Genomic DNA, 13418 nt, shown 5'->3' on the forward strand with positions numbered 1-13418 from the left:
GAATACGGGCGGATACAAGGAGGACAGGATGACCGGATTTCCGCTGAACCGCCGCGCCCTGATCGGCGCGGCCGGATCGACTTTCCTGGCGAGCCTCGCCGCCCGCGCACGTGTGCCGGGCGGCTCCCGGCCCAATCTGATCCTGTTCTTCCCCGATGAGATGCGGGCGGATTCGCTGGCCTGCTACGGCAATCCGGTCACCCGCACCCCGGCGTTCGACCTGCTGGCGAAGCAGGGTACGCGCTTCGCCAATTGTCATGTCCAGACGCCGATATGTGCAGCCTCGCGCTGTTCGATGCTCACCGGGCTGCCGACCGGCGCGACCGGGCATCGCGGTTTCGGCTATCTGCTCCAGCCCGACGAGCCCAATTTGTTCCGCACGCTGCGCGAGGGCGGCTACGACACCTATTTCTTCGGCAAGAACGATGTGCTGGCGCCCGAGACCTTCGCGCGCAGCCTGACCGACTGGGCCGATCCGCCGGCTCCTGGCGCGGCGCCGGGCGATCATGCGCCCGGCGCGCGGCGCGGCAAGCTCGACGGGCCGACGACGATGCTGCTGCCCGCCACCGGCGATCGCCGCGCGACCAGCGATTACGGCATCCTTCGCCGCGCGATCCAGGTGATCGAGCGCCGCGAGCAGGACCGGCCCTTCTGCCTGTTCCTCCCGGTCTTCCAGCCGCATCCGCCCTATCATGCGCCCGACGGCTTCCAGGACATGTACAAGCCGGGCGACCTGCCGCCGCTGATCCCGCCGGGCACCAGGGGCCGGCCGGCCTATCATGCGGCGATCCGCGACAAATACCGTCTGAATGAAGTCGACGATGCGGTGCTGCGCCAGGTGCGCGCCACCTATTACGGCCAGGTCTCGTACACCGACTGGCTGCTCGGCGAGCTGATGGAAGCGCTCGAGCGCACCGGCCGCGACAAGGATACCGCGCTGCTCGTCAGCTCGGATCACGGCGATTATGCCGGCGATTACGGGCTGGTCGAGAAATGGCATGGCGGGCTCGAGACCTGCCTCACCCATGTGCCGATGATCGGGCGCGTGCCCGGCGGCGTGGCCGGCCATGTCGCCACCGGCATGACCGAGCTGTACGACGTGCTGCCGACCTTCCTCGATCTCGCCCGCCTGTCCTCCACCCACACCAATTTCGCCCGCTCGATGATGCCGCAGCTGCGTGGTGGGCAGGGTGATCCCGATCGCGCCGCCTTCACCGAGGCGGGGATGAACATCTATGAGCCCCAGGCCTTCGATTCGCCCTCGGGCGGGCTCTATGCGCGCAAGTCCGAGCTGGCGGCGGAGCAGCCGGTCTTGGTCGGCCGCGCAGCCTCGGTGCGCACCCAGCGCTACACCTTCGTCCAGCGGCCGCAGGGGCTGAGCGAACTCTATGATCGCCAGGCCGATCCGCGGGAACTGAACAACCTGATCGGCCGGCGCAGCCACGCCAAGGTGCAGGACGCGCTCGAGCGGCGGCTGCTCGACTGGTACATCAACACCACCGGCGTGCCCGCTGATCTGCGCAACAGCCGCGACGTCCCCAATTTCACCGCGCCGCTCGCCCCCAGGGGCGATGCCGCCGCCGCGAACGCCATTCTCGACAAGTGAGGCCGATGATGACCAAGCCCGTTCGCCTTTTCGCGCTCCCGCTCATGGCAACGTTGTCGGCTGCCGCCGCGCCGAACGACCCCGCGCGCGTCACCATTGCCTCGGGGCCGATCGAGGGCAGCGTCGAGGGCAAGGTGATTGCGTTCCGCGGCATTCCCTATGCTACCGCTCCGGTCGCGGATCTTCGCTGGCGTGCCCCGCAGCCGGTTTCGCCCTGGACGCAGGTGCGGGAAACGAAGGAATTCGCGCCGATCTGCATGCAGCAGATGATCCCGATGGACGAGCCGCAGTCAACTTCCGCGTCCGAAGACTGTCTGTTCGTGAACATATGGAAGCCTGTGTCTGTTTCGGCCAGGCTGCGGCCGGTGGTGGTCTGGATCCATGGCGGCGGCCTGATGAACGGCGGCAGCGCCTCCAGGATCTTCGACGGCGCAACCTTTGCCAACAACGGCTTCGTCACTGTTACGCTGAACTACCGCCTCGGCCGCTTCGGCTTCTTCGCCCACCCGGCCCTGACGGCGGCCAAGGAGGGGCCAACCGGCAATTTCGGCTTCATGGACCAGATCGCCGCGCTGAAGTGGGTGCAGGCCAATATCGCCAAATTCGGCGGCGATCCCAAACAGGTAACCGTGGTCGGCGAGTCGGCCGGCGGCATCTCGATCCTGACGCTGATGGGCTCGCCCGCGGCCAAGGGGCTGTTCGCCCGCGCGGTGGTGATGTCGGGCGGCGGGCGCAACCTGCTCGCGCCCAGGACGCTGCCCGAGGCCGAGCGCTTCGGCGAGAATTTCGCCCGGAGTTCAGGTATTTCCGCCTCGGGCCCGGAAGCCCTGGCGCAGCTGCGGGCCTTGCCGGCGGCGACGGTGTCCGAAGGCGTGTTCATGGCGATCGGCAAGGTGCCGGGCGGCGACACCTATGTCGGTGGCGGCATGATCGACGGCACCGTGATCACCGGCGCGACCGAGGACATCTTCCGCGCCGGCAAACAGGCCAGGGTCCCGCTGATCGTCGGCGCCACCTCCGACGACGCCCCGATCGGCGCACGGCCGGGCGACAAGGACGCGCTGTTCGCTGTTTTCGGCGCGAACCAGGCGGCGGCGCGGGCGGCCTATGATCCCGACGGCGCGCGCGATGCCGATATGGTGCGCCGGGCGATGGCACGCGACCGGGCGTTCCTCGAGCCGTCGCGCTTCATCGCGACTTCGGTCGCACGAACGGGCCAGCCGGTCTGGTTCTACCGCTTCTCCTATGTCGCCCAGTCGCTGCTGCCGTCGCCCGGCGCGCGACATGCGAGCGACGTGCCGTACATGTTCGGCACGGTGGCGGCGCGCTACGGCGACAAGCTCGCCCCGCGCGACGTCCAGCTGTCGGATGCCTTCCACGCCTATGTCGAGAATTTCGCGCGGACCGGGAATCCCAACGGGGCGGGCCGTCCGGCATGGGCACCGTTCCGGGCCGGGGACAAGGTACTGATGGACCTGGCGGCGGACGGCCAGGTGCGGATGACCCGCGATCCCTTCGCGGCGCGGCTCGACGTTGCCGAGGGGTTGGCGGGCAGCCGCTGAACGGCTGCTATTGCAGACGCGGGTTCAGGTCTTCCCGGAAGGCCGTCCGCCCGGTCTCCAGTAGCCGTTCAGGGGTCACGGGCCCTGCCGCCGCCGTGAGGTCCCGCACCCAGGCCCCGACCCGCGACGTGCCATGGGCCGCCTCCAGGCCGGCGAAGACACGCCATGCCGCTTCATAGCGTGCGGCGGTGTTGCTTTCGTCGCTGACCATGTCGTCCGGCTTGAAGCTGAACGGGCCGGCGGGCGCATAGTGCGGGTCGGCCTTGATCTTCTCCCGCTCCTCGGCGCTGACCTGGCGCAGGATCGCCTCGGGCTTCACCTGCATGCCGCCCCAGCGGGCAAGCGCTACCGGCTCGGTCGAGACCTGGAGCGCCCGGGCGCCCTCAAGTGCGTCCGCGCGGGCTTCGGCGGGCGCCAGGACCGCGACGACCTTGCGGCTGATCCATACGGCGTGCCCCTCATGGAACCAGCGCGGCGTCTGCGCGCCGGCGCGTTGCTGGAAGGCATGGACCTGCTCGTGCGGCATGACCACGACCGCCATCTTCTGCCCGGCGGGGGTAAGCGTGCCGTCCGGCGCGGTGGCGATCGTCCAGCGCTTCTCGGAGGTATCGCGCGGCGGAATATAGTCGGCGTGGGGCGTGAAGACCACGGAGGACCAGTGGGCATTGCGCCAGACCCTGCCGGTCTCGGCATGGAGCAACCGGATCTGGGCACCCAGGCAGGCCGCCCGTGCCCAGGCGGCCGGTTGCGCGGCGGGATCGTAATAGGCGTTCATGCGGCCGCCGCTCTCGCGATCGGTGATGCGCAGATAGGGAAGGTCGCCGCCGCGCGCGGCGATCGCCTCGACCTCGATCCCCTGCAGTTGCAGGCGCGTGCCGGCAGAGGCAGCGCAGGCAGCGCGTGCCTGGGCATCGAAGCTGGTGGAAGGCGCCGATAGCGCAAGGGCAAGCGTCAGCAAGGGCATTGATCGACTCCGATGGCTGGATTTCAGGCCGGGATCGGCAGCGGTGCGGCGGGATCGACCAGGCCGGCCGCGCGCAGATCGCGCCAGAAATCGGCGGGAATGCTTTCCTCAAGCGCGGCGCGGTCCTCGGCGATCCGCCCGGGGCGGCTCGCGCCCGGGATCACCGCGGCGACGGCGGGATTGGCGAGCGCGAACTGCAGTCCGGCCGCCTTCACGCTGATGCCGTGGCGATCGGCGAGCGCCTTGATCCGCGCCACCTTGTCGAGGATGGCGGGCGTGGCCGGGGCATATTCGAAATTCGGCCCGCCGACGAGCGCGCCGGAACTGTACGGCCCGCCGACGACGATGCCGAGCCCGCGCTCCGCCACCCTGGGCATCAGGCGCTGCAGCGCGCGGCCATGGTCGAGCAACGTGTAGCGGCCGGCGAGCAGCGAGCCGTCTGGGCGGGGGCCGTCGAGATCGAGCAGCAGCTCGATCGGCTCGACGCGATTGACGCCCAGGCCCCAGGCCTTGATCACGCCCTCGTCGCGCAGCCGGTCGAGCACCCTGAACGCGCCGGTCCGCGCGGTCTCGAACATCGCCAGCCATTCGTCGCCGTAAAAGTCCTGGGCGATGTCGTGCACCCAGACGATGTCGATGCGGTCGGTCCGCAGGCGCTTCAGGCTGTCCTCGATCGAGCGGAGCGTGGCGTCGGCCGAATAGTCGTTGATCACCTTGTTCGGGCGGCCATGCGCGAAGACGGCGCCTTTCTCGCCATTGTCGCGCGGGCCGTCCTCCAGCGCTTCGAGCACGACGCGCCCGACCTTGGTGCTGATCACATAATGATCGCGCGGCTTGCCCTGCAGCGCCGCGCCCATGCGGAGCTCGGCCAGGCCGGCGCCGTAGAAGGGGGCGTTGTCATAATAGCGTATGCCGTCGTTCCACGCCGCCTCGACGGTGGCCAGCGCCTCGTCTTCGGGGATGTCACGGAACATGTTGCCGAGCGGAGCCGCGCCGAAGCCGAGCCTGCTGCCGATGATGTCATGGAGTGCCATGGCTTCATTGCCCTCGCTTGGCCGCGCCGCCCTGCGCCGCTTCCTCGATAACCGCGGCGATCGCCTCGGGCTTCGACACGAAGACCGCGTGGCTGCCGGGGACTTCGCGGAGCGTCGCCCGGGCGCGCTGCGCCATGCCGCGCTGGCCGGCGGGCGGGATGATGTGATCGTCCTTCGGCACGACGAACCAGCTTGGCCTGGTCTTCCAGGCCGGCACGGTGATCTTGCCCTCCAGCGCCTTCGCACCCCAGGGCTGCTGCGAGTCCGCCATGAACCGTGCCGTCTCCGGCGCCACGTCGCCGGCGAAGAGCGCGGGGAACTGCGCCTTGTCGAGCGTCAGCGTGCCGTCGGGGCTCGGAATGATCGGCAGCGCGGGTGCGCCCGGCGGGGCGCTGGCGACGATCGAGGAAACCGACTCTCCCTGGTCGGGCGCGAAGGCGGCGACATAGACGAGCGCGGTGACCTTGGGATCCGATCCGGCTTCGGTGATGATCACGCCGCCATAGCTATGGCCGACCAGCACCACCTTGCCCTTGATCGTCGCGAGCGCGCGCCGGGTGGCGGCGACATCGTCCTCGAGCGAGGTGGTCGGGTTCTGCAGGACGACCACCTCATAGCCGTCCTTGCGCAGGATATTGTACACGCCCGCCCAGCCCGAGCCGTCGACGAAGGCGCCGTGGATGAGGACGATGGTCGGGTGCCCGGCATCATCGCTAGCTAGGGCGGGGGCGGCGCTGGTGGCGAGGCTCGCGGAGGCGAGCGCTGCGATTGTCTTGTTCATCTGGGTATCTCCGATTTCGGGGGGATCAGGGGCGGTTGTTGAGGATCTGCATCCGCGTCGCCTTGACCGGGCCGTTGGCGAGCTCGGGCAGGCGCGCGAACCAGGCCTGGACGTGCGGCGTGCGGTTGTGCGCTTCGAAATCCGCCTGGGTGGCGAAGATCTCGTAGAAGATGAAATGGCCGGGCCGCTCGCGATCCTCGTGGAGGAAATAGAGCAGGTTGTTGGGCTCGGCGCGGACCTTGGCGACGAGCGGCAACGTCGCCTGGCGCAGCGCGTCCTCCTTGCCGGGCCTGGCCTGGATCTCGGCGACCACGGCATAGGCGGTGGCGGGGATTTCGGCATAGCGGATGCCGGCATGATCCTGTGCCAGCGCCGGTACGGCGGGGGCTGCCGTACCGATCAGCATGGCGAGCGCGAAGCGGGTGGAAAGGCGCATCTTGCATCTCCTCTGAAAGAATGGGGTCAGTCGGCGACCCAATTGCCGTGAAAGCCGGGCGGGACGATGTGGGGCACGCGGATGCGGGCGAGGGGCGGTGCCTCGAAATCCCGGGCATCGAGGATCGCCAGGTCGGTGGTCCCGGCGGCCGCGTCGATCACGAAGCCCATCAGCCAGCCTTCATCCTCTTCCGCGCCCGGGTGCGCCGGCACGAAGATGAATTCGCAGGGATGACGGTCCGGACCGAAGTCGTGCGTCTGGCGGGTGCCGGTGGCGAGGTCGTGCTTGAACAGGCCGGTGCCGAGAAACGGATCGACCATCGCCATGGTATAGGCATAGCGATAGGTCTGGCCGAGCCGCCGCTCGTCGCAACGCGGAAACTCCTGCGGTGCCGGATCGAGCGTGGTGCGCCGTACCGTTTGCGCCACCGGATCGAGCGTCCAGCGCTCCAGGCTGCAACGCTCGGAATCGGGGCCCGAGGTTCGCCGCCAGAACATCCGGTCATGGACGACCAGGTCGAGGATCACGCTCCCGTCCGCAGCGTCATGCGCGTTGGCGGCGTGGAAGACGAAGCAGGGATCGACCGGGCACCAGATCACGTCGCCGGTATCGCCGTCACGCGGCAGCAGGCCGATGCGCGGCTTGTGGCCGGCATTCCAGCGATAGGGGAATTGATAGCCCGCGATCGCCGCGGTGAGCGAGAAGGTGACCGGCAGGTCGAACAGGATCGCGAACCGGCCGGTAAAGGCGAAGTCGTGAATCATCGGGCCGTGGCGCACCGGCACCTTCACTTCGCGCCGTACCTCGCCCTCGGGGCCGATCGCCAGGTAGCGGATCGCGCTCCATTTCGCCGCGTCATAGCTGACCGCGAGCATCTCGCCGGTCAGCGGGTCGACATGCGGATGCGCGCTGAGCCCGCCGTGCAGCGTGCCGGCGAAATCGGTGTAGCGCTCGGTCTCCAGCGTCTCGCCGATCACCACCGGTGTGCTGCCCGCTTCGATCAGCCCGAAGGTCTCGCCGCCATAGCCGATCACATTGGTGTTGACCGTGTCGAACAGATGGCGCGGCCCCGGCGTCCGTTCCTCGCCGAGCGCGTCGCTCACCGCGTTGGAGCGGATCCAGCGATTGCGGTACCAGAGCGCCCGGCCATCCTCGATGCGGATGCCATGGATCATGCCGTCGCCGGCGAACCAGTGATGCTTGCCCGGATTGGGGTGCATCGGATTGGGGCCCATGCGCAGGTAGCGTCCGCGGAGTGCCGGGGGGATCGTGCCGAAGACCTCGAGGTCTTCGATCGTCAGCTCCTCGCGCATCGGGGTGTTTACGCCGGTGATGTAGGGCGTGTCCTGCGCGGTGGCGGGACGGCGCCCGAGTAGCGAACCGAACATGGGCTGATCCTTCGCGATGGAGGATTAGGCGCGCGCCACCAGGCGCTGCCGTGCGGCGCGGGCATTGTCGAAGACCTGCTTGACCGGTCCGAGCGCCTGGACGAACTCGAGCTGCTCGCCTTCGGGACCCTTGCAGTAGATCAGCCGCCAGCCATTCGACTTGCCTTCGGTGATCGGATTGGAATTGGCCTGCAGCGGCGCTGCCTGGCGCTGGGCCTCGGTGGTGACGGTCAGCACGCGATTGGCGCGGACCTGGACCATGCCGCGCCGGGCCGATTCCGCTTCCAGGTCATGGATGAACTGGTTGAAGTCGACATCGTCGCGGATGTGGAAGCAGATATGCATCATCCGCGGAAAGGCCGGGCTCATATGGTCGAGCGGCTCGGCGAAGCTGCGCGGTCCGCCCAGTGGCTGGTCGGCGTCGCGATATTGGAGCAGCTCGAGCACGACATTGTCGAACTGGATGAAGCGCACGTCGAGCCGCTGGGAACCGCCCTTGAGATCGGGCACGCCCATCGTCCGCGGATTGACGCCGCGCACCCGCGCCTCGATCTCCTGGTCGGTCAGCAGCGTGTTGTGGATGCGCTCACCCTGGAAATCGCCGTCGCGCATCACTTCGGTGCCGCCGAGCACTTCGGTGTAGAAGGTGAAGGCGCGTTCCATGTTCTGGACCGTCAGCCCGAAATGCTGGACGCCCTGCAGCCGCATGCCGAGCGCACTGGCGCCCGCTTCTTCGGCGCTGGCGGGCACGATCCCGCCGGTTGCCAGCAAGCCCGCCATCGCGGCGCCGCCACTCGTCTGCAGCAGCTCGCGCCGATCGATTCCGGAGCGTTCCATCTTGTCGGTCATCGCCTGTCTCCTTCGTTCGATGTCATCGCCGGCCACGCGCCGGCCGTTTCAGGTGAAATCGCGTGGAACGGCGCTCCGCCATGGGGGGAGGGGCTGTCCGGGGGAGCGCCGTTCCTGTCTGGCGTTCATTGCGCCAGATATCCGCCGTCGATCGCGAGCTCGGTGCCGGTGACGTAGCTGGCCTCGTCGCTGGCCAGGTACAGGCAGCCATAGGCGACCTCGCTCGGCTGGCCGCCGCGCCGCATCGGCGTCGCGTCGATAACCGCCTCGTTGAGCGCTGCATCCTGTGCATCGGTGAGCGGCGTACGGATGAAGCCGGGCAGCACCGCGTTCACGCGAATGCCGTCCCCGACATAGGTGATCGCTGCGTTCCTGGTCATCTGGAGCACCGCGCCCTTGGCCGCGTGATAGCTGTGTGCGCCGGCAACCGCGGCGGTACCCCAGATCGAGGCGATGTTGACGATTGATCCGGCCTGCTGGGCCCGCATCACCCGCACCGCTTCACGCATGCCCAGGAACACGCCGGTCTGGTCGACCGCGATCATCCTGAGCCAGGCTTCCAGGCCGAGCGCGTGCAGCGGCTCGTACGCGATGACCCCGGCATTGTTGACCAGTATGTCCAGCCCGCCCGCCTGTTCGACCACATGATCCACCGCGCGGGCCCAGTCGCCTTCGCTCGTCACGTCGAGCGTCAATGGCGTGACCCCGTCCGGATAGGGCCGGGCCGGCGGCACGATATCGGCGGCGAACACCACGGCGCCTTCGCGAACGAACAGGTCGGATATGGCCTGGCCGATGCCGCTGGCGGCGCCGGTGACGAGGGCAACTTTCCCTGTAAGCCGCATGGCGATCGCTCCTGCTCGACGATGTCCTGATCGCTGTCTGGCGGACGCGGCGCCGCGCTTCGATGTCGTACGGGGTAGCCCGCAGCCACACTTTCGAGGGAAGCCGGAACGGAGCGAGGCACCCGGCCGGGGCGCGAAATGGCCGCTTTTCGGGGCTGATCCTCAAACGGGGGAAAAGCTGCTACGCCCTTTGGTGCCGACAGGCTCGGCATGCCGCGACAGGCCTGGGATGACGAAGGCGAGGGGGGAACGCCGGTGCGCATGCTGATTGCCGCTTGCCGGGGATTGCTCGCCGCGCTTCTCGCGGTCGCCGCCTTCTGTGCCGCCCCCGCCGCCGGCCAGGAAATTCCACCCCGTCTCGAGCAGTTCCGGCACGATCGCTGGATGACCTATGAAGGCGCGCCCGCCGGCATGGCCCGGATCGCGCAGACGCCGGATGGCTGGATATGGATATCCGCCGCCGAGGGCCTGTTCCGCTTCGATGGACTCACCTTCGAGCGGATCCCGGTGGAAATGGGCTCGCCCCTGGAGCGTGCCTCCGCCGGGCCGCTGCTGGTGGCCCGCTCGGGGGAGCTATGGGTCGGCTATGGCCAGAGTGCCGGCGTTGCGGTCTATCGTGGCGGCAAACTCCGCCATGTGCCGATGCCCAGCCCGCCGGCGACGATCAGCTATCTGGCGCAAACCCCGGACGGGGCAATCTGGGCGGTGGCCGGCTATCGCAACTTCGCCCGCGAGCGGCTGTTCCGCTTCGCCGGTGGCCGCTGGGAGAATGCCGAAGCGCGGTACGGGGTGGCGGAGGGCTATCTGAGCGAGCCGTGCGTCACGGCGGACGGAACGATGTGGCTCACCCGCTCCGATACCCGAAGATCGATACTCCTGTTTCTCCGCCCCGGTGCGAAGCGGTTTGAGGCCAGTTCATTTCCGCTCACCGGGTCCCGCTGCTTCGCGGATCGATGGGGCCGGCTATGGGTCCCCGGCAAACAGCTGGTGATGCTGGCCGGGCGGGACGGCAAGCTGCTCGATCGCCCGCCGGGCCTGCGGGAAGCCGCGGCCGCACCGCCGATCTTGCGGAGCATAGGCGCCGATGGCGGCCTGTGGGGTCTGGTATTGCGCAAGGGCGTCTATTACGCGCCCGGCGTGCCGGAAGCCGGGCGCGGGGCCAGCAATCGGGCAGGACTGTTCTCGGTCGCCGACGGGCTTACCTCGGAAAGCACCGCCGATCTCTTCATCGATCGCGACGGCAACATCTGGGTTGCCACGCAATTGGGGCTCGACCGGTTCCGCCGCGCCACCGCGGTGCGCGAGCCGTTCGTCACGGGCAATTTTTCCTATGGCCTCGCCATGAGCCAGAGCGGTTCGGAGGTCTATGTCAGCTCCGACCAGGGGGTATTCCAGCTTTCCCCGGGCGAGCCGCGCAAGCTTGTGCGCGATTGGCCGGACGGGCAGTGCCCTGCGCGCGGTAAGGGTCTCTGGCTGATCTACGGAACGCGGATCGTGCGGCTCCAGGAGGGGCGCGAGCACGTGATCCCCCGGCCTTCGGGCCAGAACCTGACCTCCGTCTGTGCCGAGGATCGCTTCGGCCGCCTCTGGGTCGGTACCGTCGGGAATGAACTCAGATGGCATGATGCGCGCGGCTGGCACGTGCCGGGGCGGCAGCTCCCCAGGCCGCAATCCGCGGATCTTGTGATCACCGCGGCCGGGGACCTGGCCTATACGACCGGCAAGGAGCTGGTGCAGGTGATTGGCGAAAAGGTCAGCATCACGCCGCTTGGCAAGCATGACCCGGGGGTGATTACCCATTTGTCGGCTGGCCTGGATGCCTTGTTTTTGAGCGGAAGCAACGGCCTGTTGCGGATACGCGGAAACAGGATCGATCGCCTGGACTGGCGGCGCGTGCCCTGGGCCGTGCAGCTGCGGGATCTGCTGCAGACGCCGGCGGGCGACACATGGCTGATGCGCCGCGACGTCATCTCCCGGGTCTCCACCCGGGACCTCGAACGCGCCTTTGGCGATCCTGGCGCAGCGCTGGAGCGGGTTGCGCTCGACCTGCGGGACGGTGTCCGGATTTCCCAGAACCTTGCCTTTGCCGGTCCCCAAATGGCGTTCGGGGCCGATGGCCGGGTATGGCAGCTCAACAACAATGGCGTCGCGTTCATCGATCCGGCGCAGCTTCTGCGAAGGGCGGTCCGCCCGCCTGTCACGATCCGGGCGCTGACGAGTGCCGGCGCCGTCCACCGCGATCCGGCGGCGCTGGTCCTTTCGCCGGGGACCCATGCCTTCGATATCGACTATACCGCGCTCTCCTATGCCCATCCCGAGCGGCTGCGGTTCCGCTATCGCCTGGAGGGTGTCGATGCCGACTGGGTCGATGCCGGTAGCCGGCGCCTGGCGTCCTACGCCAATCTCGGCCCCGGTTCGTATCGCTTCCGCGTCATCGCTTCGGACAATCGGCAGGACTGGAGCGATCCGGGCGCGATGCTCGACATCGTCATCAAGCCGACCTTCGTGCAGGGCTGGCCGTTCAAGCTGCTCTGCGCGATCCTTCTGCTCGGCCTGCTCTGGCTCGCTTACGCGTTGCGCCTGCGTGCCGTCGCCAACCGCATCCAGCTGCGCATGGCGGACCGGATGGCCGAGCGCGAGCGCATCGCCCGCGAGCTGCACGACACGCTGCTTCAAGGCATCCAGGGGCTGATGATGCGCTTCCAGGTGGTGGCCGACCGGATCACCGATCCCGTCACCCGGCAATCGCTCGACCGCGCGCTGGATAGCGCCGATGCGGTGGTGATCGAGGGGCGCGAGCGGGTGCGAGACCTGCGCTGTGTGCCGGAAGCGGGAGAACTCGGGCACAAGATCGATTCGCTGGTGGAATCGATGGTCGAGGGGGACGGCCCGCGGATCCGCCTGTCGGTCAGCGGCGGGCAGCGTTCGCTGCGTGCGCTAGTGACCACCGAGGCGCTGCGCATCGTCGAGGAGGCGCTCCGCAACGCCCTGCATCATGCGGCGGCGCAATCGATCTCGGTCGGGCTGGAATATGGCCGCCGGCAGTTCGTCCTGAGCATCCGCGATACAGGCGTCGGCATTCCCGAAGAGATACTCGCCGCAGGCAGCCGTTCGGGGCATTATGGCCTGATCGGCATGCGCGAGCGTGCTAGCCGGATCGGTGGGAGGCTCGATATCGTGGGCAGGAAAGGCGACGGGACGGAGGTCGTGCTGCGCGTGCCCGCACGCGCCGCCTATGCCGGGCGCCGTCGTGTTGCCGGCTGGCTGCAGGCGATCCTTGGGGGAGTGCGGGACGCGTGACCGCGGGCAATCCCATCCGTGTGCTGGCGGTCGACGATCATGCGGTGTTCCGCGACGGCATCGCCGCCATCCTCGCCCCTGAGCCGGACATGGTCCTGGTCGGCGAGGCGACCAATGGCGTCGAGGCTGTCGATGCGTTCCAGAATCTGCGCCCTGACGTCACGCTGATGGACCTCCAGATGCCGGTGCGCAGCGGCATGCAGGCGATCGCCGAGATCCGGGCGCAGGCCCCCGCGGCACGCATCGTCGTGCTCACCACCTATGACGGCGACGTTCAGGCCGTGCGCGCGCTCAAGGCCGGCGCCTGCGGCTATCTGCTGAAGAGCTCGCTCCGCAAGGAATTGCTCGAGACGATCCGCATCGTCCACGCCGGCGGCCGCTACGTCCCCGCCGCGCTGGCGCAGCAGATCGCCATCCATTCGGCTGAAGAGCCGCTCAGCGTTCGCGAGGTGGCGATCCTCCAGCACGTGGCGGCGGGCAAGCCGAACAAGGTGATCGCCTGGGAACTGTCGCTGTCCGAGGAAACGGTGAAGGCGCACCTGCGCAGCGTTTATTCCAAGCTCGACGTCAACGACCGCACCCAGGCAGTTACCGTCGCCCTGCGCCGCGGCATCATCGCCTTGTAGGGCGATAAAGGCCGACAGCCACGGCCA

11 protein-coding genes are annotated in these 13418 nt (G+C 68.4%); 4 read left to right on the plus strand and 7 right to left on the minus strand.

Going from position 1 to position 13418, the window contains the following annotated elements; translation table 11 throughout:
- Positions 1-28 precede the first annotated feature (28 nt).
- Together HNP52_RS05910 and HNP52_RS05915 are read left to right on the plus strand one after the other, a co-directional pair.
- Complete coding sequence (locus HNP52_RS05910; RefSeq protein ID WP_184163781.1) at positions 29-1606, plus strand: sulfatase-like hydrolase/transferase; 1578 nt, start codon at positions 29-31, stop codon at positions 1604-1606.
- Positions 1607-1650: 44 nt separating this feature from the next.
- A complete protein-coding gene (locus HNP52_RS05915) occupies positions 1651-3168 on the plus strand; it encodes a carboxylesterase/lipase family protein (RefSeq protein ID WP_184163784.1) in 1518 nt (505 codons plus the stop codon).
- 7 nt (positions 3169-3175) lie between these two features.
- Here HNP52_RS05915 and HNP52_RS05920 read toward each other — a convergent pair whose 3' ends face one another.
- From HNP52_RS05920 to HNP52_RS05950, 7 genes are all read right to left on the minus strand, one after another.
- Positions 3176-4132, minus strand: a complete 957-nt coding sequence (locus HNP52_RS05920) for a hypothetical protein (RefSeq protein WP_184163787.1) — start codon at positions 4130-4132, stop codon at positions 3176-3178.
- A gap of 23 nt (positions 4133-4155) precedes the next feature.
- Entirely contained in the window at positions 4156-5166 is a 1011-nt protein-coding gene (locus HNP52_RS05925; RefSeq protein WP_184163790.1) for an aldo/keto reductase, read from the minus strand.
- A gap of 4 nt (positions 5167-5170) precedes the next feature.
- A complete protein-coding gene (locus HNP52_RS05930) occupies positions 5171-5947 on the minus strand; it encodes an alpha/beta fold hydrolase (protein WP_184163793.1) in 777 nt (258 codons plus the stop codon).
- Between the two features lie 25 nt (positions 5948-5972).
- On the minus strand, positions 5973-6383 hold the full coding sequence (locus HNP52_RS05935; RefSeq protein WP_184163796.1) for a putative quinol monooxygenase: 411 nt from the start codon (positions 6381-6383) through the stop codon (positions 5973-5975).
- A gap of 26 nt (positions 6384-6409) precedes the next feature.
- Positions 6410-7771: a carotenoid oxygenase family protein gene (locus HNP52_RS05940; RefSeq protein ID WP_184163799.1), complete on the minus strand. Its 1362-nt coding sequence runs from the start codon at positions 7769-7771 to the stop codon at positions 6410-6412.
- A 24-nt stretch (positions 7772-7795) separates the two neighbouring features.
- A complete protein-coding gene (locus HNP52_RS05945) occupies positions 7796-8620 on the minus strand; it encodes a VOC family protein (protein WP_184163802.1) in 825 nt (274 codons plus the stop codon).
- Between the two features lie 125 nt (positions 8621-8745).
- Positions 8746-9465, minus strand: a complete 720-nt coding sequence (locus tag HNP52_RS05950; RefSeq protein ID WP_184163805.1) for an SDR family NAD(P)-dependent oxidoreductase — start codon at positions 9463-9465, stop codon at positions 8746-8748.
- A 210-nt stretch (positions 9466-9675) separates the two neighbouring features.
- Here HNP52_RS05950 and HNP52_RS05955 point away from each other — a divergent pair, with 210 nt between their 5' ends.
- Entirely contained in the window at positions 9676-12765 is a 3090-nt protein-coding gene (locus tag HNP52_RS05955) for a sensor histidine kinase (protein WP_184163808.1), read from the plus strand.
- The gene (locus HNP52_RS05960) at positions 12762-13391 is read left to right on the plus strand and encodes a response regulator transcription factor (RefSeq protein WP_184163811.1); all 630 of its coding nucleotides are present in this window, start codon (positions 12762-12764) and stop codon (positions 13389-13391) included. The genes HNP52_RS05955 and HNP52_RS05960 overlap by 4 nt, the downstream gene beginning before the upstream one ends.
- Positions 13392-13418 lie beyond the last annotated feature (27 nt).

Origin of the sequence: Sphingomonas kyeonggiensis (assembly GCF_014204495.1) — a bacterium.
Classification (GTDB): domain Bacteria; phylum Pseudomonadota; class Alphaproteobacteria; order Sphingomonadales; family Sphingomonadaceae; genus Sphingomonas; species Sphingomonas kyeonggiensis_A.

Coding starts and splice junctions, on each gene's coding strand:
- HNP52_RS05910 (WP_184163781.1), top strand. CDS start 29: ATGACCGGATTTCCGCTGAACCGCCGCGCCCTGATCGGCGCGGCCGGA.
- HNP52_RS05945 (WP_184163802.1), bottom strand. CDS start 8,620: ATGACCGACAAGATGGAACGCTCCGGAATCGATCGGCGCGAGCTGCTG.
- HNP52_RS05950 (WP_184163805.1), bottom strand. CDS start 9,465: ATGCGGCTTACAGGGAAAGTTGCCCTCGTCACCGGCGCCGCCAGCGGC.
- HNP52_RS05920 (WP_184163787.1), bottom strand. CDS start 4,132: ATGCCCTTGCTGACGCTTGCCCTTGCGCTATCGGCGCCTTCCACCAGC.
- HNP52_RS05940 (WP_184163799.1), bottom strand. CDS start 7,771: ATGTTCGGTTCGCTACTCGGGCGCCGTCCCGCCACCGCGCAGGACACG.
- HNP52_RS05915 (WP_184163784.1), top strand. CDS start 1,651: ATGGCAACGTTGTCGGCTGCCGCCGCGCCGAACGACCCCGCGCGCGTC.
- HNP52_RS05955 (WP_184163808.1), top strand. CDS start 9,676: ATGCCGCGACAGGCCTGGGATGACGAAGGCGAGGGGGGAACGCCGGTG.
- HNP52_RS05930 (WP_184163793.1), bottom strand. CDS start 5,947: ATGAACAAGACAATCGCAGCGCTCGCCTCCGCGAGCCTCGCCACCAGC.
- HNP52_RS05935 (WP_184163796.1), bottom strand. CDS start 6,383: ATGCGCCTTTCCACCCGCTTCGCGCTCGCCATGCTGATCGGTACGGCA.
- HNP52_RS05925 (WP_184163790.1), bottom strand. CDS start 5,166: ATGGCACTCCATGACATCATCGGCAGCAGGCTCGGCTTCGGCGCGGCT.